This is a genomic window from Brevundimonas sp. (assembly GCF_016463485.1).
Classification (GTDB): Bacteria; Pseudomonadota; Alphaproteobacteria; order Caulobacterales; family Caulobacteraceae; genus Brevundimonas.
In genome coordinates, this window is the sequence record NZ_JAEMRD010000018.1 from 12,998 (window position 1) to 37,359 (window position 24,362).

General features: G+C 67.8%; 29 protein-coding genes. 20 read left to right on the top strand and 9 right to left on the bottom strand.

The window, feature by feature from the left end:
• Nucleotides 1-51 precede the first annotated feature (51 nt).
• Nucleotides 52-951 (top strand): UDP-3-O-acyl-N-acetylglucosamine deacetylase, encoded by a 900-nt coding sequence (lpxC, locus tag JHC99_RS04740; RefSeq protein WP_292152309.1) that lies wholly within the window; start codon nucleotides 52-54, stop codon nucleotides 949-951.
• A gap of 180 nt (nucleotides 952-1,131) precedes the next feature.
• Here lpxC and pgeF read toward each other — a convergent pair whose 3' ends face one another.
• The 3 genes from pgeF to lgt are packed head-to-tail and all read right to left on the bottom strand — an operon-like array spanning nucleotide 1,132 to nucleotide 3,871.
• The gene (gene pgeF / locus JHC99_RS04745; RefSeq protein WP_292152310.1) at nucleotides 1,132-1,911 is read right to left on the bottom strand and encodes a peptidoglycan editing factor PgeF; all 780 of its coding nucleotides are present in this window, start codon (nucleotides 1,909-1,911) and stop codon (nucleotides 1,132-1,134) included.
• Complete coding sequence (locus JHC99_RS04750; RefSeq protein WP_292152311.1) at nucleotides 1,908-2,981, bottom strand: SAM-dependent methyltransferase; 1,074 nt, start codon at nucleotides 2,979-2,981, stop codon at nucleotides 1,908-1,910. Before JHC99_RS04750 ends, pgeF begins: the two co-directional genes overlap by 4 nt.
• Entirely contained in the window at nucleotides 2,978-3,871 is an 894-nt protein-coding gene (gene lgt / locus JHC99_RS04755) for a prolipoprotein diacylglyceryl transferase (protein ID WP_292152312.1), read from the bottom strand. Before lgt ends, JHC99_RS04750 begins: the two co-directional genes overlap by 4 nt.
• 202 nt (nucleotides 3,872-4,073) lie before the next feature.
• Here lgt and JHC99_RS04760 point away from each other — a divergent pair, with 202 nt between their 5' ends.
• The 4 genes from JHC99_RS04760 (at nucleotide 4,074) to JHC99_RS04775 (ending at nucleotide 6,305) form a co-directional block, all read left to right on the top strand.
• Nucleotides 4,074-4,364: an accessory factor UbiK family protein gene (locus JHC99_RS04760; protein WP_292152313.1), complete on the top strand. Its 291-nt coding sequence runs from the start codon at nucleotides 4,074-4,076 to the stop codon at nucleotides 4,362-4,364.
• 79 nt (nucleotides 4,365-4,443) lie between these two features.
• Complete coding sequence (locus JHC99_RS04765) at nucleotides 4,444-4,947, top strand: YbjN domain-containing protein (protein ID WP_271146587.1); 504 nt, start codon at nucleotides 4,444-4,446, stop codon at nucleotides 4,945-4,947.
• On the top strand, nucleotides 4,944-5,741 hold the full coding sequence (locus tag JHC99_RS04770; RefSeq protein ID WP_292152314.1) for a pyrroline-5-carboxylate reductase dimerization domain-containing protein: 798 nt from the start codon (nucleotides 4,944-4,946) through the stop codon (nucleotides 5,739-5,741). Before JHC99_RS04765 ends, JHC99_RS04770 begins: the two co-directional genes overlap by 4 nt.
• Before the next feature lie 87 nt (nucleotides 5,742-5,828).
• Nucleotides 5,829-6,305, top strand: a complete 477-nt coding sequence (locus JHC99_RS04775) for a hypothetical protein (protein WP_292152315.1) — start codon at nucleotides 5,829-5,831, stop codon at nucleotides 6,303-6,305.
• 40 nt (nucleotides 6,306-6,345) lie between these two features.
• On the opposite strand, the gene JHC99_RS04780 is transcribed toward JHC99_RS04775, so the two are convergent.
• The 4 genes from JHC99_RS04780 to JHC99_RS04795 all read right to left on the bottom strand — a co-directional run bounded on the left by JHC99_RS04780 (nucleotide 6,346) and on the right by JHC99_RS04795 (nucleotide 9,654).
• On the bottom strand, nucleotides 6,346-6,861 hold the full coding sequence (locus JHC99_RS04780; RefSeq protein ID WP_292152316.1) for a hypothetical protein: 516 nt from the start codon (nucleotides 6,859-6,861) through the stop codon (nucleotides 6,346-6,348).
• Nucleotides 6,862-6,926: 65 nt separating this feature from the next.
• Complete coding sequence (locus tag JHC99_RS04785) at nucleotides 6,927-8,270, bottom strand: ATP-binding protein (RefSeq protein WP_292152317.1); 1,344 nt, start codon at nucleotides 8,268-8,270, stop codon at nucleotides 6,927-6,929.
• Between the two features lie 16 nt (nucleotides 8,271-8,286).
• The gene (locus tag JHC99_RS04790; RefSeq protein WP_271146592.1) at nucleotides 8,287-9,015 is read right to left on the bottom strand and encodes a response regulator transcription factor; all 729 of its coding nucleotides are present in this window, start codon (nucleotides 9,013-9,015) and stop codon (nucleotides 8,287-8,289) included.
• Nucleotides 9,016-9,123: 108 nt separating this feature from the next.
• Complete coding sequence (locus tag JHC99_RS04795; RefSeq protein ID WP_292152318.1) at nucleotides 9,124-9,654, bottom strand: TetR/AcrR family transcriptional regulator; 531 nt, start codon at nucleotides 9,652-9,654, stop codon at nucleotides 9,124-9,126.
• Between the two features lie 156 nt (nucleotides 9,655-9,810).
• On the opposite strand from JHC99_RS04795, the gene JHC99_RS04800 reads away from it, so the two are divergent.
• Nucleotides 9,811-10,923, top strand: coding sequence for an aldo/keto reductase (locus tag JHC99_RS04800; protein WP_292152319.1), 1,113 nt, complete (start codon nucleotides 9,811-9,813; stop codon nucleotides 10,921-10,923).
• Nucleotides 10,924-10,938: 15 nt separating this feature from the next.
• Here JHC99_RS04800 and JHC99_RS04805 read toward each other — a convergent pair whose 3' ends face one another.
• The gene (locus tag JHC99_RS04805) at nucleotides 10,939-11,715 is read right to left on the bottom strand and encodes a hypothetical protein (protein ID WP_292152320.1); all 777 of its coding nucleotides are present in this window, start codon (nucleotides 11,713-11,715) and stop codon (nucleotides 10,939-10,941) included.
• A gap of 132 nt (nucleotides 11,716-11,847) precedes the next feature.
• Here JHC99_RS04805 and JHC99_RS04810 point away from each other — a divergent pair, with 132 nt between their 5' ends.
• From JHC99_RS04810 to JHC99_RS04820, 3 genes are read left to right on the top strand one after another with little or no spacing between them, the layout of a single operon-like run.
• Nucleotides 11,848-13,119, top strand: a complete 1,272-nt coding sequence (locus tag JHC99_RS04810) for a nucleoside transporter C-terminal domain-containing protein (protein WP_292152321.1) — start codon at nucleotides 11,848-11,850, stop codon at nucleotides 13,117-13,119.
• 20 nt (nucleotides 13,120-13,139) lie between these two features.
• The gene (locus tag JHC99_RS04815; RefSeq protein WP_292152322.1) at nucleotides 13,140-13,760 is read left to right on the top strand and encodes a glutathione S-transferase family protein; all 621 of its coding nucleotides are present in this window, start codon (nucleotides 13,140-13,142) and stop codon (nucleotides 13,758-13,760) included.
• Entirely contained in the window at nucleotides 13,757-14,275 is a 519-nt protein-coding gene (locus tag JHC99_RS04820) for a 2'-5' RNA ligase family protein (protein ID WP_292152323.1), read from the top strand. Before JHC99_RS04815 ends, JHC99_RS04820 begins: the two co-directional genes overlap by 4 nt.
• 25 nt (nucleotides 14,276-14,300) lie before the next feature.
• Here the strand turns inward: JHC99_RS04820 and JHC99_RS04825 are convergent, their stop codons facing one another.
• Nucleotides 14,301-14,735: a PaaI family thioesterase gene (locus JHC99_RS04825; protein ID WP_292152324.1), complete on the bottom strand. Its 435-nt coding sequence runs from the start codon at nucleotides 14,733-14,735 to the stop codon at nucleotides 14,301-14,303.
• Nucleotides 14,736-14,786: 51 nt separating this feature from the next.
• On the opposite strand from JHC99_RS04825, the gene JHC99_RS04830 reads away from it, so the two are divergent.
• The 11 genes from JHC99_RS04830 to JHC99_RS04880 form a co-directional block, all read left to right on the top strand.
• Complete coding sequence (locus tag JHC99_RS04830) at nucleotides 14,787-15,104, top strand: DUF3253 domain-containing protein (RefSeq protein ID WP_292152325.1); 318 nt, start codon at nucleotides 14,787-14,789, stop codon at nucleotides 15,102-15,104.
• A 163-nt stretch (nucleotides 15,105-15,267) separates the two neighbouring features.
• Nucleotides 15,268-15,900 (top strand): uracil-DNA glycosylase family protein, encoded by a 633-nt coding sequence (locus tag JHC99_RS04835; protein WP_292152326.1) that lies wholly within the window; start codon nucleotides 15,268-15,270, stop codon nucleotides 15,898-15,900.
• 124 nt (nucleotides 15,901-16,024) lie between these two features.
• On the top strand, nucleotides 16,025-17,014 hold the full coding sequence (locus JHC99_RS04840; protein WP_292152327.1) for an alpha/beta fold hydrolase: 990 nt from the start codon (nucleotides 16,025-16,027) through the stop codon (nucleotides 17,012-17,014).
• A gap of 92 nt (nucleotides 17,015-17,106) precedes the next feature.
• Nucleotides 17,107-17,814, top strand: a complete 708-nt coding sequence (locus JHC99_RS04845) for a hypothetical protein (protein WP_292152328.1) — start codon at nucleotides 17,107-17,109, stop codon at nucleotides 17,812-17,814.
• Between the two features lie 173 nt (nucleotides 17,815-17,987).
• Nucleotides 17,988-19,562 carry a flagellar basal-body MS-ring/collar protein FliF gene (gene fliF / locus JHC99_RS04850; RefSeq protein WP_292152329.1) on the top strand — a complete coding sequence of 525 codons (1,575 nt, stop codon included), beginning with the start codon at nucleotides 17,988-17,990 and terminating at the stop codon, nucleotides 19,560-19,562.
• Complete coding sequence (gene fliG / locus JHC99_RS04855; protein ID WP_292152330.1) at nucleotides 19,562-20,605, top strand: flagellar motor switch protein FliG; 1,044 nt, start codon at nucleotides 19,562-19,564, stop codon at nucleotides 20,603-20,605. Before fliF ends, fliG begins: the two co-directional genes overlap by 1 nt.
• Before the next feature lies 1 nt (nucleotide 20,606).
• Nucleotides 20,607-21,266, top strand: a complete 660-nt coding sequence (locus JHC99_RS04860; protein WP_292152331.1) for a flagellar assembly protein FlbE — start codon at nucleotides 20,607-20,609, stop codon at nucleotides 21,264-21,266.
• Entirely contained in the window at nucleotides 21,266-21,595 is a 330-nt protein-coding gene (fliN, locus tag JHC99_RS04865; protein WP_292152332.1) for a flagellar motor switch protein FliN, read from the top strand. The genes JHC99_RS04860 and fliN overlap by 1 nt, the downstream gene beginning before the upstream one ends.
• Before the next feature lie 41 nt (nucleotides 21,596-21,636).
• A complete protein-coding gene (locus JHC99_RS04870; protein ID WP_292152333.1) occupies nucleotides 21,637-23,040 on the top strand; it encodes a sigma-54 dependent transcriptional regulator in 1,404 nt (467 codons plus the stop codon).
• Nucleotides 23,037-23,936 carry a class A beta-lactamase gene (bla, locus tag JHC99_RS04875; RefSeq protein ID WP_292152334.1) on the top strand — a complete coding sequence of 300 codons (900 nt, stop codon included), beginning with the start codon at nucleotides 23,037-23,039 and terminating at the stop codon, nucleotides 23,934-23,936. Before JHC99_RS04870 ends, bla begins: the two co-directional genes overlap by 4 nt.
• Nucleotides 23,937-23,962: 26 nt before the next feature.
• Nucleotides 23,963-24,362: FHIPEP family type III secretion protein (locus JHC99_RS04880; RefSeq protein WP_292152335.1), on the top strand; the 400-nt coding region annotated here is incomplete at its 3' end.

Genomic DNA, 24,362 nt, shown 5'->3' on the forward strand with positions numbered 1-24,362 from the left:
CCAAAGTGTCATCGGCGGCTCCCCCTCGCCGCCCGCACGAGAGTTCCCCACTTGCCGCTGCGTCCCGATCATCACGAACGGACCATCGTCGCCCCTGCGATCTGCGCGGGCGTGGGCGTGCATACGGGCCAGCGGGTGCGTCTGGCGATCCGCCCGGCCGCGCCGGATACGGGTATCGTCTTCGTCCGCACCGACATCGCCGACCGCGACAACCGCATCCCCGTCTCGGGCGAGGCGGTCATCGACGCCCGCCTGAACACCATGATCGAGAATGCGGCCGGCGTGCGCCTGTCGACCATCGAGCATCTGATGGCGGCCTTCTGTGCCTTGGGCATCTCCAACGCCGTGGTCGAGGTCGATGGGCCCGAGCTGCCGATCCTGGACGGGTCGGCCCTGCAGTTCGTGCAGTTGCTGGACCGTGCGGGTTTCCGGCCCCAGCCGATGCCGGTGCGCTACATCGAGATTCTGGAGCCGATCCACGTCACCGACGGTGACAAGCACGCGGCCCTCTATCCGTGCGACCGCTACGAGATGCGGTTCGAGATCGATTTCGACAATGCCGTCATCGGCAACCAGGTCGTGGACTTTGTCGTGGACGAGGAAACCTTCCGCTCCGACATCATGGCCGCCCGCACCTTCGGTTTCGCCCATGAGGTCGAGGCCCTGAGGCAAGCCGGTCTGGCGCGTGGTGGCAGCCTCGAGAACGCCGTGGTCATCGACGGCGACGACATCCTGAACCCCGGCGGCCTGCGCATGGAACGCGAGTTCGTGAAGCACAAGGCGCTGGACGCGATCGGCGACCTGTACGTGCTCGGGGCGCCCCTGCTGGGCCGGTACGAAGGCTACAAGGGCGGGCATGCCCTGAACAACCTGCTGGTCCGCGAACTGCTGGCCAACCCGCAGAGCTGGCGCGAGACCGTCCGCGTGCCGGAACTGGCGCGGGTGGGATAATTTGCCTCCCTCTCCCAGAGGGAGAGGGCTTGAGCGCCCGAGAGCCGACAGGCGATCGGACTTGCGCGAAAGGGTGAGGGGTTATGCCCGCACCGGTAGGCACCATAACCCCTCACCCTTTCGGCTAAGGCGCATCGCTTCGCCCTGCGAGCCTCAAGCCCTCTCCCTATGGGAGAGGGGTCACATCAACGAAATTGCGCTCATCAACCGTCCGAAATCCGGTTCTCCTCGCTGGAACGCCCGGCGGTTGGAGAAAAACCGATCCACATCGGCACAGGTATCGTCGCCGGTCCACGCCGCCTCGCCCACGCCCGACTGCTCCAGCCGCCACAGAACGAAGCCCGGCAGGTCGAACATCCGCTTGTCCGCCGTACCGCCGGGCATGAAGAACCGCGCGCTTCCCGGATCGGCATCCTGGAACCGTGCCTGAAAATCCGAGCCGACCTCGTACGACGCCTGCGCAATACAGGGCCCGACGACGGCGACGGTGCGGGACGGCTCGGCCCCCAGCGTCGACATGGCCGTGACCGCGCTTTGCACGACCCCGCCCAGCGCCCCCTTCCAGCCTGCGTGGACGGCCGCCACGACCCCCGCCTCGGCGTCCGCCAGCAGCACCGGCGCGCAGTCGGCGGTCAGGACGGCACAGATGACGCCGGGCACGGCCGTTGCCACCGCATCACCCTCGGGCCGGTCGCCGCGCCACGGACCTTCGGCGACGCGGGTAACGGCCGAGTGGATCTGGTAGCAGGCGGCCAGGTCGTCGGGCGTCCCGCCGAAGGCCGCCGCGATCCGGCGGCGGTTCTCCTCCACGGCCGCGATGTCGTCGCTGGAGCCCAGGCCGGTGTTCAGACTGTCGAAGATCCCGGTGGAAACCCCGCCCCGTCGCGTGAAGAACCCGTGGCTCACCCCGGCCGCCGTCAGCAGCGGATGGGTGATCGGTTCAGGCAGGGTGGGGGTCATGTCTCGAATCCCGGCACGGACAGGTCGGTGGGCGAGAAAATCGCACAGGCCTTGAACAACGTCCCCATTTCGTCGTCGGCGATCAGGCGGTTCATCTGGCGGTCCAGCAGGGCGGCACCGTCCGGCCGGGCCTCCTTCAGCCTCCCGGCCCTGACCTCGATCCCCATGGCGCGCAGGAAGTCGCCCTGGCCGATGCAGGGGGTGACGGCGGCACCGGCCGACGCGGCGGCGGCCAGTAAGGCGGGAAAGTCGGCCCACTGGGTCAGGTCGGCCTCGCCCGGGCTGGCCAGAGGATCCACGGCCTTGTGCCGGCTCAGGGCCTGGAGCGTGTCGCCCGGCCCCGGCGTATCGCGGCCATAGTCGATCAGCAGGGCCGCGCCGGTGGCCTGGACCATCAGGGCGGCGCAGTCGCGACCGAACTGGGCCTGATGCGGCGAGGTTTCGACGATCTGGCCGACCTCGACGGGGTACGGGGGCGGGGTGAAACCGGCCGGGGCCGCCGTCAGGCCGAAGATCAGCTCGCCCGCTTCATCGACCCCGACGCAGCGCTCGGCCCAGCCCTCTTCGGTCCGCATGAACTGGCGCACAGGCAGGCAGTCGAGCATTTCGTTGGCGACCAGGATCACGGGGGCGCCCGCATCGATGGCGTCCAGCGACGCCACCCAGCGCGGCGTCACGGCGGACCCTTCCAGCCGCCTCGCCTGGGCGTCTCTCAGGAAGGGGCTGGGCTCGATCAGGACGACGTCGCAGGCCTCCAGGAACCCCGGCGCGCGCTTGGCCGTCCTCAGGATATCGTCCATCAGGGTGCCGTCGCCGGGGCCGACCTCGACCAGGGTGAACCGGGCAGGGCTGCCCAGCCGTCGCCAGACCTCGACGGCCCACAGGCAGACCAGCTCGCCGAACATCTGGGACACCATCGGCGCGGTGATGAAGTCACCGTCCACGCCCAGGCCCGGCCGGGTGGCGTAATAGCCGTCCTGCGGATCGTGCAGGCAGCGCAGCACATAGTCGGCGACCGTCATCGGCCCGGTCAGGACGATCTCGCGGACCAGTCGCGCCTTCAGGCTCACGTGGCTGTGGGGTCCGCTTCGGGCTCCGCGACCGGTGCCGTCTTCCACGCCCGCCAGATCAGCCAGCCGCCGATGGCGATCATCGGCACGGACAGCAATATGCCCATGGTCAGGCCGAGCGGCAGGTTGTCCAGACCGACATCAGGCTGGCGCACATTCTCCAGCGCGATGCGCGACAGGCCGTATCCGACCAGGAACAGGCCGGTGACATAGCCGGGCTTGGCCAGCAGCCGGAACTTCCAGATCGCCAGCGACAGCAGGCCGAACAGCAAGAGCCCTTCGAGCCCTGCCTCGTACAACTGGCTCGGGTGACGCGGCACGTCGCCGGCCGGGCAGATCCCGTAGGTCGAAAGGATACGCTCGTTGCAGAAGCGGATGGCCCAGGGAACGGTCGTCTCGCGGCCCCACAGCTCGCCGTTGATGAAGTTGGCCATGCGGCCGAAGAAGATGCCGATAGGGGCGGTGGCCAGGGCCATGTCGCCGACGCTGAGGGTGGACAGCTTGTTCTTCCAGGCGAACCACAGGACGGCGGCGGTGCAGCCCAGCAGGCCGCCGTGGAACGACATCCCGCCGGTCCACAGCTGGAACAGCTCCAGCCGCTCGCCCCAGCTGTCGCCGGTGAACAGCTGCAGATACATGGCCGGCTTGTAGAACAGGGCGTATCCGAACCGGCCGCCCAGGATGATGCCGAGCGTGATCCACAGCACCAGGTCGTCCAGCTGGACCGTCGATATCGGCGGCTTCTTCGGTGCCCACAGGCTGTTTCGCTTGATCAGGACGCCCGCATACCACCAGCCCAGCACGATGCCGGCGACATAGGCCAGGGCGTACCAGCGGATCGGCAGCGGCCCCAGCTGGATCAGGACCGGGTCGAACTCGGGGAAGATCACGAACGCAGGCTCCGGGTGGCTTGGTCAGGTCATCTAGCAAGTGGCCCAAGGGAAAGCCATTGGGGGTGAACGCCATCCCTCATCTCGATTTCGACACGACGCAGGCTATAAGTCGCATCGACGGAAAGGTTTCGTTCACCATATCGCGTAAACCTTCCTTAACCACGGCCGCCCGCCCGAGTCGGTGGCCACGGAGACCGCCATGCAGACCCGCAACCCGATCCTCGACGAGTTCGCCAAGATCACCACCGGTGCCATGGGCCTGGCCCAGGCCGCGGGCGAAGAGGCCAAGGCCGCCTTCCGCAGCCAGACCGACCGCGTCGCTGCCGAGCTGGACCTGGTGCGCCGCGACGAATTTGACGCCCTGAAGGCCGAGGTCGCGGCTCTGCGCGACCAGTTGACGGTGCTGAACGCTGCCTTTGCCGCCAAGACCAAGAAGCCTGCCACGGGAACCTCCACAGGTGGAACTCCCGCTGAGGACGCAGCGGGTTGAGCCGAATCCGCGAACACGTTTACCGTAATCTGGAGGGGCGTGAGTCGCGTCCCCTCTCACACGCCGCTGGAACCGACCTATGAACGCACTGGGCCCCGAAGAGGTCGACGTTCCCTACGATCCGCTGGACGTGGTCGAACACGTGCTGAACGCGGAGAACCTGCCGTTCGACCGCACGGACGACGGCGACCTGGCTTTCGCCCTGGCCGGCGACTGGAAGGACTATGAGCTGTGGTTCGCCTGGCGGCCGGAAGGAGATTGTCTCCAGTTGTGCTGCGCGCTCGATCTGCGGGCCACCAAGTCGCGTCGCAACGCCGCCTATGAACTGGTCAGCCTGGTCAACCAGCGCGCCTGGATGGGGCATTTCGAGGTCTGGTCCGAGGACGGCGAGATCGTCTTCCGCCACTCCCTGGCCCTGCCGCACGGCGAGCGCCCGACCCTGGCCCAGGCCGCCTCGATGATCGATGCGGCGGTGGAGACGGCCGACCGCTACTATCCCGCCTTCGACTTCATGATCCGCGGCAACAAGAAGCCGCAGGAGGCGATCGACTCCTGCCTGTTCGAGACCGTCGGCACGGCGTGATCGCGCCGGACGCCCCCGTCGTCCTGGTCGGCTGCGGCCGGCTCGGCTCGGCCATCGTCGAGGGCTGGCTGGCGACGGGCTTCGATCCGCGCCGCCTGATCATTCTCAGCCCCTCGTCCAAGCCCGTCGCCGAGGCCGCCGCCCTGCGCGGTGCCCGGCTGAACCCCGATCGATCGGTCCTGACCGAGGCGGGCTCCGTCGTCCTCGCCGTCAAGCCCGCCATGTGGCGCTCGGTCGCCGAGGGCCTGTCCGACGCCTTCGATCCCGGTGCGGTGATCGTCTCGGTCATGGCCGGGGTCCGCGACGAGGCGATTTCGGAGGCCTTCCTCGGCCGATCGGTGGCGCGGGTCATGCCGACCACCGGCGTGGCGACGGGGCAGGGGGTGGCCGCCATCTATGCCGCCAACCGCAATGCGCGCGAGGCCGCGCACCGACTGTTCGACCCCCTGGCCGACACCGTCGATCTGGATCAGGAAGCCCTGATCGATGTGGCCACCGCCGTCGCCGGCTCCGGCCCCGCCTATGTCCACGCCTTCACTCGCGCCCTGGCCGAGGCGGGGGAGGCGCAGGGGCTGGACGCGGAAAGCGCGCTCAGGCTGGCGCGTGGCGCGGTGCGCTCGGCGGCCTCGGCCGATCCAGCGACGTCTTTGAGCGACCTCATCGCCCGCGTCGCCTCCCCAGGCGGCACTACGGAAGCGGGGCTGAAAGCGCTGGCTGATGGGCGGGCGTTGGACGCATCGGTTGAGGCGGCGGTCGCAGCAGCCCTGGAACGCGCGCGCGAACTCGCGGGTTAGGATCGATTGGCTCGGCGACTGGAAGGAGAAGACCACGCGCGGCCGGTTATGCGTGGACTACTGCAATCATCGAGCTAAGCTTTCAGGATGAAGACTGGTCTCCTGGTGCTCGTCATCACCATTGGCATCACGGGCTGCGTTCGCCTCGAAGATAACGATGGTGAGTCCTTCGAGCGTATAGCCGAGTTCGATGGCCGCCTGATCGAGTTGAATGGCAAGGCGACAACCACCTCACGGGTCAGTCTCGAGCTTTACGAATACTCTTCAGGGCTCCATCCCAAGAGATACGACATTAGGTCTGACTGCTTTGACGCCGGATATTTCGACGAGAGCCGGAACCAGTATGTCAGTGGCTTTGCCCCGGTGACGCCTCAGGATGGTCCATCTCTGAAACCTCATGACCGTTATTGCGATCCTGACGACGTGTCGCGCCAGCGGCAGTTGAGAGAGTGGATGTTCTCGGGCGCGAAGATATCAATTCGGCCAGACGATGGCCGAGCAGTGATTGAGACGCAGACTGGTGCTACTGCCGTCTTCTTACGCAATTCCACGCTGACAAAGTAAGGGACAGAAAGTTGTCGCGAGGCCGTAGACTTGAACGTCCCTACCTCGACACCAACCGCCCACGTGACAGGTTCGACGCCAGCCGGTCGAAGGCGCGGTCGGCCTCTTCCCAGGTGTTGTAGCCGAAGACGTCGGCGATGCTGTTGGAGTAGCGCGAATATTTGACCGGCAGGCGCTTGCCGTCGGCGGTGACGACCTCGCCCTCGATCGTCGCCCCGCCAATCGAGACGCTGTCGAAGATCGACAGGCCGGGGCGGTCGATCGACTGCTGCATCGTCGGGCGGTTGGGCTTCAGGTCGGTCACGACCAGATTGACCTGGGCCCCGGCCAGGGCGCCGCTGCGGGCCAGTTCGCGTTCGACCGTCTGCTTCAGGTCGTCGATCTGCCAGTTGACGTCACGCTCGCCCAGCTTGTCGACATCCTCGATCAGGTCGCCGCCGATGGTCACGGTGACGGACGGGGCGGACAGACGCGGCTGGTTGGCGGGCTCGGCCTGGGCGGCGGCGGCGACTGCCATGACGGCGGCGAGGGGGGCGAAGAAAGCGAACCTGCGCATGATGATCTCCTTGGGTCCCTGTCCCGATGAAGATGCGCCCGGTACCGCCTTTCCGCAAGACGCCGCTAACCCGGCAGCCGGATCAGCGCCTTCAGCCCGCCCATGTCGGAGCGGTCCAGTGTGATGTCGCCGCCGTGCCCGCGCGCCACGTCGCGCGCGATGGCCAGGCCCAGGCCGACACCCTTGGTGTTCTGGTTGCGGCTTTCGTCGAGGCGCGAAAAGGGGGCGAAGGCCTCTTCGTGCATCTCTTCGGGAATGCCGGGGCCGTCGTCCTCGACCGCGATCTCGATCCCGCCGGACGCCAGGGCCCGAGCCGACAGGCGGACGTGCTCGCCATGCGCCGCGGCGTTGCCGGCCAGGTTGTTCAGGGCGCGACGGATGGCGATGGGGCGCAAGGTGGCCTTCAACCCCTCCGGTGCCTCGACCTGAACTTCGGCGCCGCTGCGGCGGGCGTCGTCGCCGGCGGAGGCGAGCAGGGCGGCGACGTCGATGACCTGGGCCGCCTCACCCGCCTCGCCGCGCGCGAAGGCCAGGTATTCGTCGATCATATGCTCCATCTCGTCCAGATCGCCCTTCATCGCCGTCTGGCGCTTGAACGGTGGGGCGAGCGCCAGCTCCAGCCGCAGCCGGGTCAGGGGCGTCCTCAGGTCGTGGCTGACCGAGGCCAGCAGGGCGGTGCGCTGGTCGATGTGGCGCTGGATCCGGTCGCGCATGGCCAGAAACGCCGTCGCCGCCTGACGCACCTCGCGCGCGCCATGCGGCTTGAACCGGGGCTGGATCTCGCCGCGCCCGAAGGCCTCGGCCGCCTCGGCCAGCCGTTCGATGGCCCGGACCTGATTGCGGATAAACAGGATGGCCACCGACATCAGCAGCACGGTCGCGATCGTCAGCCACAGCACGAAGATATGGGCCTGGGTCGCCACGGCGCGTTCGCGAGGCGCGATGATGCGCAGCACCCCGTTCGGCTCCTGCACCTGGATATCGACGTAAGCCGGGTAGCGGGTGGTGTCGAACCAGAAGGGCTGGTCCAGCCGCGACGCCAGCGCCTGTTCCAGGGTGCGATCCACGATGCCGATCCGGCCGCGACGCTGTTCGGTCGGAAGCCGTTCGTCCTCGATCAGGGCGACGGAAAGCTGCATCGATTTCTCGGCCCGGGCGGCGATGACAGCCAGGTTCTGCGGCGTCGGATTGTCGCGATAGCTTTCGGACGCCCAGGCGATGTCCCCGGCCAACCCCTCCGACAGACGCGCGGTCACCCTCTGCCAATGGGCGTCAAAGAAGGCCCAGGTCACCGCCCCCTGCATGATCAGGATCGGCGCCACGATGATCAGCAGCGACCGCCCCCACAGCGAGGCCGGCAGCCTACGCTTGATGAACCGGCCGAGGACGGCGGGGGGGACGAACCTCATGGTCGCGCCGAAACCATCAATCCGGTGCCAGCATGTACCCCACCCCGCGTACGGTCTGGAGATAGCGCGGGTTCTTGGGGTCGGCTTCCAGCTTGCGACGCAGGCGGGTCACCTGCACGTCCACGGCGCGGCCGGTGATGTCGGCGGTGTCGGGCGACAGGTCCATCCGCTCGACCGGCGAATGGGCGTGGATGGCCAGGGTCTTCAGCAGTTGCGCCTCGGCCTCGGTCAGGCGCAGCGGCTTGCCGTCGCGCGACAGCTCCAGCCGCTCCATGTCGAACGACACCTCGCCCAGCCGGATTTCGCGCGGGGTCAGGGGCTTGCCGCCCGTGCGACGCAGGATCGCCTCGATCCGCAATGCCAGTTCCTTGGGCTCGAACGGCTTGGACATATAGTCGTCGGCGCCGCGCGACAGGCCCTCGATCCGGTCCGACGCCTCGCCGCGCGCGGTCAGCAGCAGCACAGGCGTCTTGGACAACTGCGCCTTGGACCGTACCCAGGACGTCAGCTCCAGCCCCGTCTCACCCGGCATCATGACGTCCAGGATGACCAGGTCGAACTCGATCAGCTCCATCAGCCGACGCGCGGCGGCGGCGTGGGCGGCTCCGGTGGTGCGATAGCCCTCGCGCGCCAGATATTCCTTCAGCAGTTCGCGAATGCGATCATCGTCGTCGACGACCAGCAGGTGACGTCCGACGCCGGGGCCCGCGACGGGGCCGGAGCGATTGCGTGATTCGTAACTCATAGTCTGGGGCTCATCGGCGTGTTCCGCGCGTGCATACAGCGTGGCCGAGATCAAGGCGACCTGCAAGGAACCCTGTTCCGTTGCGCCCGCTCGAACGTCCGGGTGCAATCAACCCCAGGCCCGCATCGCGATCCGGACAACGCCCAGCAGTTTGTCGCGGCTGGCACCGTCGCGAGCGAGGGTGGACATCCCCTGAATGACCGCTGTGGTGTGCCCGGCCAGAGCGCCCGCATCGGTGTCTTCAGGCAGTTCTCCGTCGACCACCGCGTGTTCTATCCGGCGTCTGAGGTGGGCCTCGACCGCGTTGCGCAGAGCTGCCAGCTCGGCCTGAACGTCAGCGGCCGAGGCCGAAACGCTGATGGCAGAGGTGGCCAGCATACAGCCGGGCGGCGTCGTCGGATCGGTGAAGGTCTGGGCCGCACCCGACATCAGGGCCAGGGCGGCGTCGCGCGCCGATCCCGCCGCGTCGATGATCTCCTGGGGCGAAGTCGGATGCGACAGGTAGCGGCGAACGGACTCCAGAAAGAGACCCTTCTTGTTGCCGAACGCCGCATAGACGCTCGGCGGTGAAACCCCCATCGCCGCCGTCAGGTCCCCCAGCGAGGTGGACTCATAACCATGCCGCCAGAACAGCAGCATGGCCGTTTCCAGGGCGGCCTCGCGATCGAACGAGAGGGGTCTGCCCGCCTTGCGGATCGATGACGACTGCGACGTTTTCATAGCGCCCGTTATGAAACTCTTGACCTGTGACGGCAAGGGCCTCACTAGGTTCCATAGCAATCACTAGGAAACCCGATGTCGCTCTCCGATTACCGCACCCTGGGACGTTCCGGCCTGTTGGTCAGTCCCCTGTCGCTCGGCACCATGACGTTCGGGACCGCTCGCTGGGGCGCGGCCGAGGATCAGTCCCGGGCGATCTTCGACGCCTATGTCGACGCCGGTGGCAACGTCATCGACACGGCCGATGTCTATGCCGGCGGGCGCGGCGAGGAGATGGTCGGGCGGTTCATCGCCGATCGGCGCCTGCGTCACGACCTGGTCCTGTCGACCAAGGCGGGCTTCGGCACAGGCCAGGGCCGTCTGGCCGGCGGCAACGGGGCCAAACACATCCACAGCGCGCTGGAAGGGTCGCTGCGGCGGCTCGGCGTGGACCATGTCGATCTCTACTGGGTCCACGTCTGGGACTCGGTCACGCCGCCGGACGAACTGCTCCAGACCATGGCCGGACTCCTTCGGTCGGGAAAGATCCGCTACTGGGGCATCTCGAATGCGCCGGCCTGGTACGTCGCCAGCCTGGCCACCCTGGCGCGGGCCACGAACCAGCCGGGGCCGATCGCGATGCAGTATTTCTATTCCCTGGTCAGCCGCGACGTCGAGGACGAGCATTTGCCGCTGGGTGCCGAATTCAGCCTGGGCATGGTGCCGTGGAGCCCGCTTGCCTACGGCCTGCTGACCGGCAAGTATGACCGCGCCGCGATCGAGGCCGGTGCCCCCCGCGCCGGTGGCGTGCCGCGCGAAGCGGCACAGGCTGGCGAGGCTCGGCCCGAGAGCGACAACCGTCTCGACGGCGCCAACCCGTTCGGCGACACCCTGTTCACCGAGCGCAACTGGACCATCGTCGACACCCTGAAGCGCGTGGCGGACGAAGCGGGCCAGAGCCCGGCCCGAATCGCCCTGGCCTGGGTCATCGGCCGAAGGGGCGTGGCGACCACCCTGATCGGCGCCAGTCGTCCGCAACAGATCGTGGACAACGCCTCCGCCCTCGACATCGACCTGTCCGACGACCACCGCGCCGCGCTGGACGCCGTCAGCGCGCCCGGGCAGCGGTTGATCTACGGCCTGTTCAGCGACGCCGGACGTCGCGGCGCGGTATTCGGCGGCGACTCGGTCATGCCCTGGCGACCGTGAGGTGCGCTTGCCCCGCTAGTCGCTGATCTCGACGTCGTCGATCCACAGCCTGCGCGGACCGTCGGGGATATAGGTTTCCCAGCCGATGTTGACCCGCTCCATCGCCGGCAGTTCCCAGACGTAGGACGCCGGCTGGTGGACGCAGCCCTGGCCGGTGGCACCCACGTCCGGCCCCGAGATCGGCCGCCCGTCGATGGACAGGGTCAGGCCGGTCGGCGCGATCCGCCAGGCGACATCGACCCAGCGTCCCTCCGGCATGACGTCGGCCTCGCCAGCATGGCCCCAGCAGTCGGACATCGGGGCCGTGGGGTCCGAATAGCCGTCGGGCGTCTCATAGTTCGACATCAGCCGCGATCCGGTGGGCGTCGGCAATTGTCCCCCGAACCGGACCAGTCCCGTATGGCCGTCGCTGCGCCGCACGCCGCGTCCCTCGATGAGGGTCCAGTGGATTTCCTCGCGAGGGCCCTGTTCCAGCCAGACCTTCATCCGCCCCGACAGACCGTCGCGGCCTGCGGGAAACAGCGGGCTACCCTGGTTGAACAGATAGACGGTGCCCGTTCCCGCTACGTCGATGCGCACCGACCGGCGCCCGGAGGCGGCGCGGGTGTCGTCGATGACCGCCGTGCCGTTCACCTGCTGCACGCCCCAGGGCCCGCCCGGTGGTCCCCCCACGGCATAGGCCTCGAAGTCGTCGGCGATGGCGGGCCCTGCACCTCGGGCCTCGGGCGGCGTGGCACAGGCGGCCAGACCGAACCCCAGACCGGCACCGAGCATCTTCAGGTTGATTTTCATGACGAGACCCCGTGTCCGGCTGTGGTAGCGATCCCAGTCTCGCCCGGTCGATGAAGGCGCGCAACCTTGCCGGTGCCTTGCGCTGATCGCGACGGACGCTAGAGGTGGGGGGAGTTCGGGGATCCCATCATCATGTTCAGCCTGCTGAACCTTCAAAGCCTGTTCGGGCTGATCGTCATCGTGGCGGCGGCCTGGGGGCTGTCGGAAAACAAGCGGGCCTTTCCCTGGCGGCTGGCGCTCGGCGCGGTCGGGGTGCAGGCGGCCCTGGTGCTGGCGCTGTTCGCCATTCCCGGATCGCAGGTCGTGCTGGCCGGGATCACCGGCGCAGTCGACGGTCTGACGGTCGCGGCCGGCAAGGGGGCGCAGTTCGTGTTCGGCTATCTGGCCGGGGGCCAGCAGCCCTATGTGGTCGGCAACGAGGGGGCGCTATTCACCTTCGCCTTCAACGTCCTGCCGATGATCCTGGTGATCTCGGCCCTGTCGGCCCTGCTGTGGCACTGGAAGATCCTGAAGTGGATCACCCACGGGTTTGGCTTCATCTTCCAGAAGACCATGGGTTTGGGCGGGGCGTCGGCGCTTGCCGTGGCCGCCAATATCTTCCTCGGCATGATCGAGAGCCCGATCGTGATCCGCGCCTATCTGGACAAGCTGACGCGGTCCGAGATCTTTCTGATGATGGTGGTGGGTCTGGCCACCGTGGCGGGGTCGACCATGGTCGCCTATGCGACCATCCTGTCGGCGGTCCTGCCCAATGCGGCGGGGCACGTCCTGGTCGCCTCGATCGTCTCCGCGCCCGCAGGCGTCCTGCTGGCCCGCATCATGATCCCGGAAAAGCCGGGCGAGGGCGGGGCGGTCGCCGATTACGGCTCGGCGTTGAAATACGACTCGGCCATCGACGCCATCGTCAAGGGCACGTCGGACGGCCTGATGGTGGTCATGAACATCTCGGCGGTGCTCATCGTGTTCGTGGCCCTGGTCGCCCTGGTCAACATCATGATCGGCTGGATCCCGATGTTCGGAGAGCCCCTGACGCTTGAACGTCTGCTGGGCTGGATCTTCTGGCCGGTGGCCTGGCTGACGGGCGTGGAGGCATCGGAGGCCGGTCGCGCCGGCTGGCTGCTGGGCGTCAAACTGACCCTGACCGAGTTCGTCGCCTTCATCGAACTGGGCAAGGTGCCGGCGGCCGAGATGAGCGAACGGACGCGAATGCTGATGACCTATGCCCTGTGCGGGTTCGCCAACATCGGCTCGGTCGGGATCACCGTCACGGGCCTGTCGGTGCTGATGCCAGAACGCCGCGAGGAGGTTCTGGGCATGATCTGGAAGGCGCTGTTCGCCGGCTTCTGTGCCACCCTGATGACGGCGGCGGTTGTCGGGGCCATGCCGGCCTCCATATTCGGCTGAGCCGAACACAGGATCGACCGATGAAACTCTATACGTCGAAGCGCGCGCCCAATCCGCGCCGGGTCCGCTGGGTCATGGCCGAGAAGGGCATCACCGACGTCGAGATCGTCGAGGTCGACATCATGGCCGGCGACCACAAGACGCCCGAGTATCGCAGCCGGGTCGGGGTGCCCCACGTCCCGGCGCTGGAACTCGATGACGGCACGACCATCTCGGAATCGGTCGCCATCGGCCGGTATCTGGAGTCCATGTATCCCGAGCCCAACCTGTTTGGCCACGACGCCCGCGAACAGGCGATCATCGAGATGTGGACCCGCCGCTGCGAGTTCTATCTGGCCAATCCGTTGATGCTGAACGTTCGCCACTCGCACCCGGCCCTGGCCGCCCTGGAAGGGGTGCAGGTCGCCGAGGTCGCCGAGTACAACCGGCTGTGGGCCGAGCGCTTCATGCGCACCCTGGACCGGCAGTTGGCCGATCACGCCTTCATCGCCGGGGACCGGTTCACCATTGTCGACATCGTCGCCACGGTCGGCCTGGACTTCGCCCGACTGGTCAAGGTCCGTCCGCCCGAGGATCTCGTCGCCCTGAACCGCTGGTACGAGACGTGCCGGGCCCGTCCGGCGGCGTCTGCGGGCGCGTGATCGACACCGACCCGCTGATCGTCAGCCTGGGGTTCGATGCGGCAACATTCGAGCGGTTCGACGGACTGCGCCGAGCCCACTTTCCTCCGGCGCTCAACAGAATTCCGGCGCACCTGACCCTGTTCCACCACCTGCCTGGCGACCGGCCGGATGAGGTTAGAGCCGCCTTGGCCGAAGCCGCCGGCTCTGTCTGCTCTTTCGCGATGGAGGTGTCAGCCTTGCGCAAACTTGGCCGGGGCGTCGCCCTGACGCTGACCAGCCCCGAACTGATTGCGATCCGCGCCGGGACCGCCGCCCGCTTCGCCGACGTCCTGACGCCGCAGGATCGCCAGGGCTTCCGGCCCCACGTCACGATCCAGAACAAGGTCGATCCGAAGGATGCGACCGCCCTGTACGACCGCCTTGCCGCTGATTTCACGTCCTGGACGGCGACGGCCGAGGCCCTGCTGCTCTGGCGCTATCGCGGCGGTCCCTGGGAGGCGGCAGGCCGGTTCGAGTTTGCGAGGATCGGTTAGCTAACCTCGCTTACCGGGACGGCCTTCAATCCCTCGGTGTGAATTTCCGGATGATGCCGGAATAGGTCATCAGCGTCCGCTGACCCGTCGTGATCTGGCCACGCACGAAGATCAACGACCCCCCCGCACGGACGACTTCACCCGTCGCCTCGATCAGTTCCCCGACATAGCCGCCGTCGATCAGGGTGGAGTCCAGTTGCACCGTCACGCCGTTGCGTCCCTCCATCTCCTGATAGGCGGTCTGGAACAGGGCGATGTCGGCGAAGGTCATCAGACAGCCGCCGTGCATGCGATTGCCCGCATTCATGTGTTTGGGTTCGGCGCGGAAGGCGCAGCGCATCCGGCCATCCGGGTCGGGCCGGAAATAGAAGGGTCCCACGACCTGATCGAAGGTGCCATGCAGGTCATAGGTATGCCAACCGGCGAACTCGCCTTCGGTCACCGCCAGTTTCGCGACCATGTCCGTCTTCCTTGCCTTACGTTCGCGCCCGCAATGCCTCATAGAAGCGCAATGAGCGACCCCATCGAAACCGCAATCTTCGAAAAACTGGCCCGCGTCGACCCCAAGGGCGACAACGGCAAGAGCATCGAGCCCGCCGAAGTGGCCAAGGCCCTGCAACCCGAACAGTGGCAGCGCATGATGCCCAAGGTGCGCGGCGTCGCGCTCGGCCTGATGCGCCAGGGGCGGCTGACCATCACCAAGAAGGGCAAGGCGATCGATCCGAACGCCTTTCGCGGCGTGATCCGGCTGCGTCTGCCGACGGCGGACGAGACCGCTGCGGCGCTGGCGGCGCTTCCGCCTGCAACTCCGGATGATGAGTTCGAGTAACCCTCACTCCGCTCATCCCGGCGAAAGCCGGGACCCAGTTCTTTCACGCGTACGGTGAATGGGATTGTCGTCCGAACGTCACCAGACAGGCTTCTCGCCCAAAGCACTGGGTCCCGGTTTGGCTGCTCCGCGCCGCCCTTCGGGTCGCCGGGATGAGCGGGAGGTGGGAGAGGAACTCGACGCCGTTCTCGCCGACATCCGGGCCTGCCGCGCCTGTCTTGGCGAACTGCCGCACACGCCCCGGCCGGTGGTGCGGGTCTTTCCCGAGACGCGGCTGCTGATCTGCGGCCAGGCGCCGGGGCGGCGCGTGCATGAGAGCGGCCTGCCGTTCACCGATCCGTCCGGCGACCGGCTGCGGGACTGGATGGGCGTAGACTACGAGACCTTTTATGCCGACCCCCGCATCGGCGTTGCGGCCCAGGCCTTCTGCTATCCGGGTACGGCTCCGAAGGGGGGCGACTATCCGCCGCCGCGACGCTGCGCCGAACTGTGGCGACCCCGGTTGCTGGAGGCTCTGCCGAAGATGGAGCTGACCCTGCTGGTCGGCGGCTATGCCCAGGTCTGGGCCTTGGGAGGCCGGGCGAAGTCCAACATGACGGAGACGGTGCGGGCCTGGCGGGACTATGCGCCCGACATCCTGCCCATGCCGCATCCGTCGTGGCGCAACACCGCGTGGCTTCGGAAGAATCCGTGGTTCGAGGCCGAGATCGTGCCTTACTTGCGCGCGAGAGTTCGCGAGATACTGTCTCAAAACCCCGCTCATCCCGGCGAAAGCCGGGACCCAGTTCTTTTGTGACGCACGGCGTCTGGGACTCATTCTGATGCTCACCCCCAGGCATTTGTCACCCAAAGCACTGGGTCACGGCTTTCGCCGGGATGAGCGGAAGAGGATTGGACTGGTCACGCTGGTATCCCTGGCCTTGACCTCCTGCGCTACGCCCTATGTCCAGCCGCCGCTGACACCGCCCGCCGCCTTCGCTGGGCCCGCGATCGTCGATCCGCCCCGACCGGGCGCACCCGGTGCCTTCATCGTCCAGGACGGCGCGCGCCTGCCCTTCCTGCGCTGGACCCCCGCCAACGGTCAGCCCGACGTCGTCATCGTCGCCCTGCACGGCATGAACGACCACAACGCCTCGTTCCGGCTGGCGGGTCCATGGTGGGCCGGGCACGGCATCGAGACCTGGAGCTTCGACCAGCGCGGTTTCGGCCAGGCCCCCGGTCGCGGCGTCTGGGCCGGGGAGGCGACGATGGTCGAGGATCTGCGCACCATCACCGCCCTGGTCCGCGCCCGCCGCCCCAATGCCACGATCGCGGTCGTGGGCGAGAGCATGGGCGGGTCAGTGGCGGCGGCGGCCTTCGCCTCGGACCGGGCCCCGGACGCCGACCGGCTGATCCTGCTGGCCCCCGGCGTCTGGGGCTGGTCCAGCCAGAACATCGCCAATCGCACCAGCCTGTGGATCGCCGCCCGCGCCCTGGGCTCCACGGCGGTGCAGCCCCCGGACTTCATCGCCCGCCACATCCTGGCCTCGTCCAACCTGGCCGAGCTGGTCAGGAACGGCCACGACCCCGACAGCATCCTGTCGACCCGGTTCGACACGATTTCGGGACTGGTCGGCCTGATGGAGACGGCGTCGAACAGCCTGGGCCGCACCCGCCTGCCGACCCTGCTGATGTACGGAGCCCACGATCAGGTGGTGGAGCCCGGCCCCATGCGCCGCGCCCTGATGCGTGCAGGCGAGGCACCCCACCTGCGCACCGCCTGGTACCCCGACGGCTGGCATCTGCTGAATCGGGACCTGGACGCGGAGGTGGTCTATCGCGACGTGGCGGCGTGGTTGCGCAGTCCGGACTCGCTCGCACCGCTGCCGTCCGGCGCAGGCCCGGTCCAACCGCAACTCGGACGCCGCTAGGGAGCATTTCGGCGGCGCGTCGATGTCGCAGCCGGCCACGCTTTCGCGCGACGAATCGCGTCTATAGTGTCGGCCAGCCTTTGGGGGACAGGATGGCGGATACCGAAAAGCCGGGCCATGCCCTGGCGGACGACGTGCTGGGATTCGGCGGCGCCGAGCTGATCACCGTCAGGGACCTGGTCCTGCGCCCGAGCACGGTGCTGCAGGCCTGGATGGATCACGGGGCCCACGGGGGCGGCGCGTATGCACGACCGCTGCGGCTCTACCTCGCGCTGAACGCGATCCTGATGCTGCTCCTCTTTCTACGCGGGGGTGCGGGATACATGCTGGACGGCCTGCCTGCCGGGTTTCTGGACCCGCTCCTCGCGAGTTCGGGAAAGTCGAGAGACGCGTTCATCGCCGACGCGGATGGCTGGATGACGCTGGTCATGGTGCCGTTACTCTCGCTTTTCTACGCCCTGGCCGCGGCTCCGCTGCTTCGTCTGTGGGACAAGGCGGACCTGGGCTGGCGTCGCGGGTTCCGGGCCGCCTTCGGCTGGTTGTGCGCCTGGACCGTGCTGATACTGCCGATCGCCTGGTGGGGCTACGGGACCGGGCCGCTTGCCGGCCTCGTGTCCCTGGCCATCATCGTCCTGGGCATCGCGGCCTTCCTGCGGATGGGCCGGTGCCGATGGTTCACCTCCTGGTTCGGCGGGGCGGGCAAGGCGCTGCTGCTTATGATCTGCGTCCAGATCGCCGGATTGCTCGGCGGGGCCCTGGTCGTGGGCATCGGCCTTCTCGGCGCGGCCGCGACGCCCTGACACGCTCGGCCTGACCACGGCCAAGGATTTTAACCCCCCTTAACGCGGCATTTACCACGCAGGCGGCAGTTTCTGCCTAGCGGGGCACACGGGCTCCCCCGTTTCAGTATGTGTGGGGACGCGTGGGCGGCTTTACGGCGGCGTTGCAGAGATTTGGGATCGGGCGCCTCGCCATGGTGCTGGGAGTCGGCGCGGGCGTGGCGGCGGTGCTCGTCATCCTGATGCTGCGCGTCGGTCAGTCGCCGGACGCCCTGCTCTATTCCAACCTGGACCTGAAGGAGGCGGGCGACATCACCGCCTCGCTGGAACAGGCCGGCATCAAGTACAAGACGCAAGGCGACGGCTCGACCATCATGGTCAACCGCGACGACGTCGGCACGGCCCGGATGATGGTGGCCCAGAAGGGTCTCGTGACCTCGGGCTCGGTTGGATACGAGCTGTTCGACAACCAGTCGGTCCTGGGCCAGACCGAGTTCCAGCAGAACCTCAATGAAAAGCGCGCGCTGGAAGGCGAGCTGTCGAGGAACATCCTGTCGTTCCGGGGCATCTCCTCGGCCAAGGTGATGATCGCCCTGCCGCGCCGCGAGATGTTCGCCAGTGATACCGCAGAGCCCACGGCGGCCGTCACCGTCGGCGTCGGCGGTCGCGCCCTGACGGGCGACCAGATCCAGGCCATCCGCAACGTCGTCGCCTCCTCCGTCCCCGGCCTCAAGCCCGAGCGGGTAACCGTCACCGACACCGCCAACCGCACCCTGGCGGCCGGTTCGTCCGATGGTGGCTTCTCGGCCGCCTCGGCATCCGACGCCAAGAACGAGGCGGAGATGCAGCTCCAGGCCCGCATCCTGGACATCGTCGAGGGCGTGGTGGGCCCCGGCGCCGCGCGCGTTCAGGTCACCGCCGAGATCGACCACAGCCGCGCCACGACCCAGGAACAGCGTTTCGATCCCGACGGCCAGGTCGTCCGCTCCACCTCGACCAACGGCACGGAGTCGACCGACACCACCGGTCAGTCGGACGGCGGTGCCACCGCGACCAACAACATTCCCGGCGGCGCGCCCCCGGCCACCACGCCTGTCGGGTCCACCGACACCGCCAACACCGAGACCACCAACTACGAAATCTCCAACACCACCACGACCACCATCCGCGAGGCGGGCGAGGTGCAGAAACTGGCCGTCGCGGTCGCCGTCGACGGCGTCTGGACCCCGGCCGCCGACGGTCAGGGCGAGCCCACCTTCGCGCCGCGCTCGGCCGAGGACATCGCCAAGATCGACGCTCTGGTGAAGGCGGCCATCGGCTTCGACCAGCCGCGCGGCGACCAGGTCAAGGTCGAGGCCATCCGGTTCAGCCGCGACGCCTCGGGCGCGGGCGGCACCGAGGCCAAGGCCTCGATGCTGGATTTCACCAAGAACGACATCATGCGCGGCGTCGAACTGCTGGTGTTGCTGGTGACCGGTCTGTTGTTGATCTTCTTCGTGCTGCGGCCCCTGCTGAAGTCGGCGACGGGACCGGGCGGCGTGGCAGCCTTGGCCGGCGCGGGCGGCGGGTCCGTGACCCAGCTTCAGGCCACCCTGGCGGGCGGCGCGCCCCAGCTCGGCGGCCCTCCGTCGGAGATGGATCAACGCCTCGACATCGCCCGCATCGAGGGACAGGTGAAGGCCTCCTCGGTCAAGAAGGTCGCCGAGTTCGTCGACAAGCACCCGGATGAGTCCACCGCCATCCTGCGCAGCTGGGTCCACGAAAGCTGATGACCAGGCTGATTTCAAACAACAAGAAGGCTTCGGTCGAGGACGCCAGGAAGCTCACCGGGCCTGAAAAGGCTGCGGTCATCCTGCTGTCGCTGGGCGAAGACCACACCCAGCTTTGGAAGAATCTCGACGACGAGGAGATCAAGGAAATCTCCCAGGCCATGGCCACCCTGGGCACCGTCTCCTCCACCGTGGTCGAAGAGCTCTTGATGGAGTTCGTCGCCGGGATGAGCGGCTCCGGCTCGGTCATGGGGTCGTTCGAACAGACCCAGAAGCTGTTGTCCGCCTTCATGCCCGCCGACCGCGTCGACGGCCTGATGGAGGAAATCCGCGGCCCCGCCGGCCGGACCATGTGGGACAAGCTCGGCAATGTGAACGAGAGCGTCCTCGCCAACTATCTGAAGAACGAATACCCCCAGACGGTCGCCGTGGTCCTGTCCAAGATCAAGCCCGAGCACGCCTCGCGCGTGCTGACTGCCCTGCCCGAGGATTTCGCCCTGGAATGCGTCCAGCGGATGCTGCGCATGGAGCCGGTGCAGCGCGAGATCCTCGACAAGATCGAACAGACCCTGCGCATCGAGTTCATGTCCAACCTGGCCCGCACGTCAAAGCGCGACAGCCACGAGATGATGGCCGACATCTTCAACTCCTTCGACCGCCAGACCGAGGCCCGGTTCATCGGCGCGCTGGAGGAACGCAACCGCGAGGCGGCCGAGCGTATCCGCGCCCTGATGTTCGTGTTCGAGGACCTGTCCAAGCTCGATCCCGGCGGGGTCCAGACCCTGTTGCGCGTGGTCGAGAAGGACAAGCTGGCGCTGGCACTCAAGGGGGCGTCCGAAACCCTGCGCGAGATGTTCTTCACCAACATGAGCGAGCGCGCGTCCAAGATCATGCGCGAAGACATGGAATCCATGGGCCCGGTCCGGCTCAAGGACGTCGACTCGGCTCAGATGGCCATGGTCCAGGCGGCAAAGGATCTGGCGGCCAAGGGCGAGATCATGCTGGCCGGAGCCGGCGGCGCCGACGACGAGCTGATCTACTGACATGACCAGCTTGCCCCTCAACTCCCGTCCGTTCTCCTTCGACACCGAGTTCGCCTCGGATGGATCGACCACGCGCACCGGAGCCGCCTTCGTCCCGACCAAGCGCGCCTATCTGCCGGCCGAGGTCGAGGCCCTGGTCGCGCAGGGACGGCTCGAGGCCCGCGAGGCCGCCCTGGCCGAGGTCGAAAGCCTTCAGGCCATGGCCCTGGTCACCATCGGACAGGCCATCGCGGCCTCGGCTCCCGCCCTGGGCCAGGTCGCCCAGGCCCACCGCGAACAGTCGGCCGAACTGGCTTTGGCTGCCGCCCGCGTCATCGCCACCGCCGCCCTGGACCGGTTCCCTGCCGGTCCGTTGCAGGAGGCGCTGGAGCAACTGGGTTCGGAGATCGACGCCGCACCCCGGCTGGTGATCCGCGCGCGCGGCCTGGACGAGACGGTGCAGGCCCGGCTTCAGGCCGTCTGTGTCGACGCCGGCTTCTCCGGCCTGATCGCCTTCCGGGACGATCCGGGCATGGCCACCGCCGCCTTCCAGCTGGAATGGGCCGACGGCCGCGCCGACTATGATCCCGCCGAGGCCGCCGCCCGCATGGGCGAGGCCCTGGCCGCCGCCCTGGCCGCCGAGGCCGGACACGCTGAAACCCTGAACGGGAGCCCCCACTGATGGCTGACGATTTCGCCCTGGAGGAGTTCGGCGCCTCCACCGCCCTGGCCACGGCCGACGACGGTGGTGACAAGAGCGCCGCCGACCTGGCCACCGTGTTCGACGTGCCCGTCAACATCTCGGCCGTGCTGGGCAAGGCCCACATGACCGTGGCGCAACTGCTGAAACTGAACCGGGGATCTGTGCTGGAGCTGGACCGCAAGGTCGGCGAGGCCATCGACATCTTCGTCAACAACCGTCTGGTCGCGCGCGGGGAGGTCGTCGTCGTCGAGGATCGCCTGGGCGTGACCATGACGGAAATCATCAAGACCGAGGACTCGGCGGCCTAGGCCGTCAGTCGCGCGTAAGAGAGTTAGAGGAGCAAACACCGATGCGACTTCTGGTGGTTGGAAGGCTTTCGGGCCAACTCGCGGCGGCGGTGAAGATGGCCATGGCGCACGGCGCCAAGGTTCAGCACGTCGAACGCACCGATCAGGCGACGGAACAACTGCGCAGGGGGCAGGGCGCCGACCTTCTGATGGTCGACTACAATCTGGACATCGCCGGGCTGATCGCCGCCAACGACGCCGAGCGGATTCATGTGCCGGTGGTCGCCTGCGGCGTCGACAACGATCCGGTCAAGGCCGCCGCCGCCATCCGTGCCGGTGCCAAGGAGTTCATCCCGCTTCCGCCCGAGGCTGATCTGATCGCCGCCGTCCTGTCGGCCGTCGCCGACGACGAGCGCCCGCTGATCTCGGCCGATCCATCGATGCAGGCCGTGGTCAAGCTGGCCGACCAGGTCGCCCGCTCGGAAGCCTCCATCCTGATCACCGGCGAGAGCGGCGTCGGTAAGGAAGTCATGGCGCGCTATCTGCACGTCAACTCCAAGCGCGCCGAGCGCCCCTTCATCAGCGTCAACTGCGCCGCCATCCCCGACAACCTGCTGGAATCGGAACTGTTCGGGCACGAGAAGGGGGCCTTCACCGGCGCCGTCGCCCGCCGCATCGGCAAGTTCGAGGAGGCCGACGGCGGTACCCTGTTGCTGGACGAAATCAGCGAGATGGACGCCCGGCTTCAGGCCAAGCTGCTGCGCGCCATTCAGGAACGGATCATCGACCGCGTCGGCGGGACCAAGCCGGTGCCGGTCAACATCCGCATCATTGCCACCTCCAACCGCGACCTGGCCAAGGCCGTCGCCGAAGGCACCTTCCGCGAAGACCTTCTGTACCGCCTGAACGTCGTCAACCTGCGCCTGCCCGCCCTGCGCGAGCGGCCCGGCGACGTGGCGGTCCTGGCCGATCACTTCGTCAAGAAATACGCCGCCGCCAACGGCGTGCCGGTCCGCCCGCTGTCGGTCGATGCCCGCCGCGCCCTGGCCGCCCACCGCTGGCCCGGCAACGTCCGTGAGCTGGAAAACGCCATGCACCGCGCCGTCCTGCTGGCCGTCGGTCCCGAGATCGACGCCGAGGCCATCCGCCTGCCCGACGGCCAACCCTTGATGGGCGCAGTCGCCGGCGCAGAGGCAGGGCAGGGGGGTCTGGCCGCCCGCGCCGCCCAGACCGCCGACGCCGTATCGCGCGCCTATGTCGGCCAGACCGTCGCCCAGATGGAAAAGACCCTGATCCTCGACACCCTGACCCACTGCCTGGGCAACCGCACCCACGCGGCCAACATCCTGGGCATCTCCATCCGGACGCTCCGCAACAAGCTCAACGAGTACGCCGACGAAGGCACCCAGATCATTGCGCCCCAGACGGGCATCGCCACCGGCGGTTACGGCGCGAGCGCGGCGTGACCCACCGCCGGACCGTTCTTGCGGGCCTCGGAGCGCTCGGCCTGCTGGGTTGCGCGCGTGAAGGCGAGGCTTCGGCCCCGGCCGCCGTCGCGGCTGCAGTGCCAGAAGCCATCGACCTGTCTGCTCTGGAACGCGCCAACGGCGGTCGCCTGGGCTTCTTCGCCCACGACCTCGGCACGGGCCGTCAGCTGACCGCGCGCGGCGACGAACGCTTCGTCTATTGCTCGACCTTCAAGATGTACCTGGCCGCCGCGACCTTGCTGCGCGTCCAGGCTGGCGACGACCAACTCGACCGCCTGATCCCGATCACCCGCGCGGACATGGTCAACCACGCCCCCGTGACCGAACCGGCCGTCGGCTCCAGCCTTTCGGTTGATCGCCTGATGCAGGCCGTCGTCGAGGTCTCCGACAACCCGGCCGCCAACCTGCTGCTCAAGGCGCTGGGCGGCATCGACGCCATGCGCGCCTTCTATCGCGACCTCGGCGACGCCTCGACCACGGTCGATCGCTTCGAGCCCGAGATGAATCGTCTCGACGGCGACAAGGACACCATCACCCCGATCCAGTCGGCGGCCAACATCCGCCGGCTGTTCCTCGACAACGGCACGCCCCTGTCCGACGCGTCGAAAGCCAGGCTGCTCGGCTGGATGTTCGCATCCCCCACCGGCGTCGCCCGCATCAAGGCCGGGGTGCCCGCCGGATGGCGCGTGGCGCACAAGACCGGCACGGGCGGCTACGGGCCGACCAACGACATCGGCATCCTGTATCCCCCGACCGGCGCGCCCGTGATCGTCGCCGCCTACTACCACGCGACCTCGACCTCCTCCGCTGCCGCCAATGAGGCGGTCATCGCACAGGCGACCCGTCTGGCCCTGACTCAACTCGGCCGCGCATGACCGACGTCCCCGCCTCGCCCATCCTGATGAAGGACGGCATGGCTCGTCCGACGGGCGGGGACGTGCGCAACTGGCTGCTGCGTGGTGAGGTCGGGATGGCGGTCGGCGTGATCGGCGTCATCCTGCTGCTGATCCTGCCTGTGCCGAAGTTCCTGCTGGACCTGCTGCTGGCCATCAGCCTGGTCTCCAGCGTGCTGATCCTGATGACGGCGCTGATGATGAAGCGGCCGCTGGACTTCGCCATCTTCCCGACCGTCCTGCTGATCTCGACATTGTTCCGGCTGGGCCTGAACCTGGCCTCGACGCGTCTGATCCTGACCCACGGTCACGAGGGCCACGATTCCGCCGGTCAGGTGATCAATGCCTTCGGTGCCCTGATGATGGGCGGCAGCTTCATCATCGGCATCATCATCTTCGCCATCATCC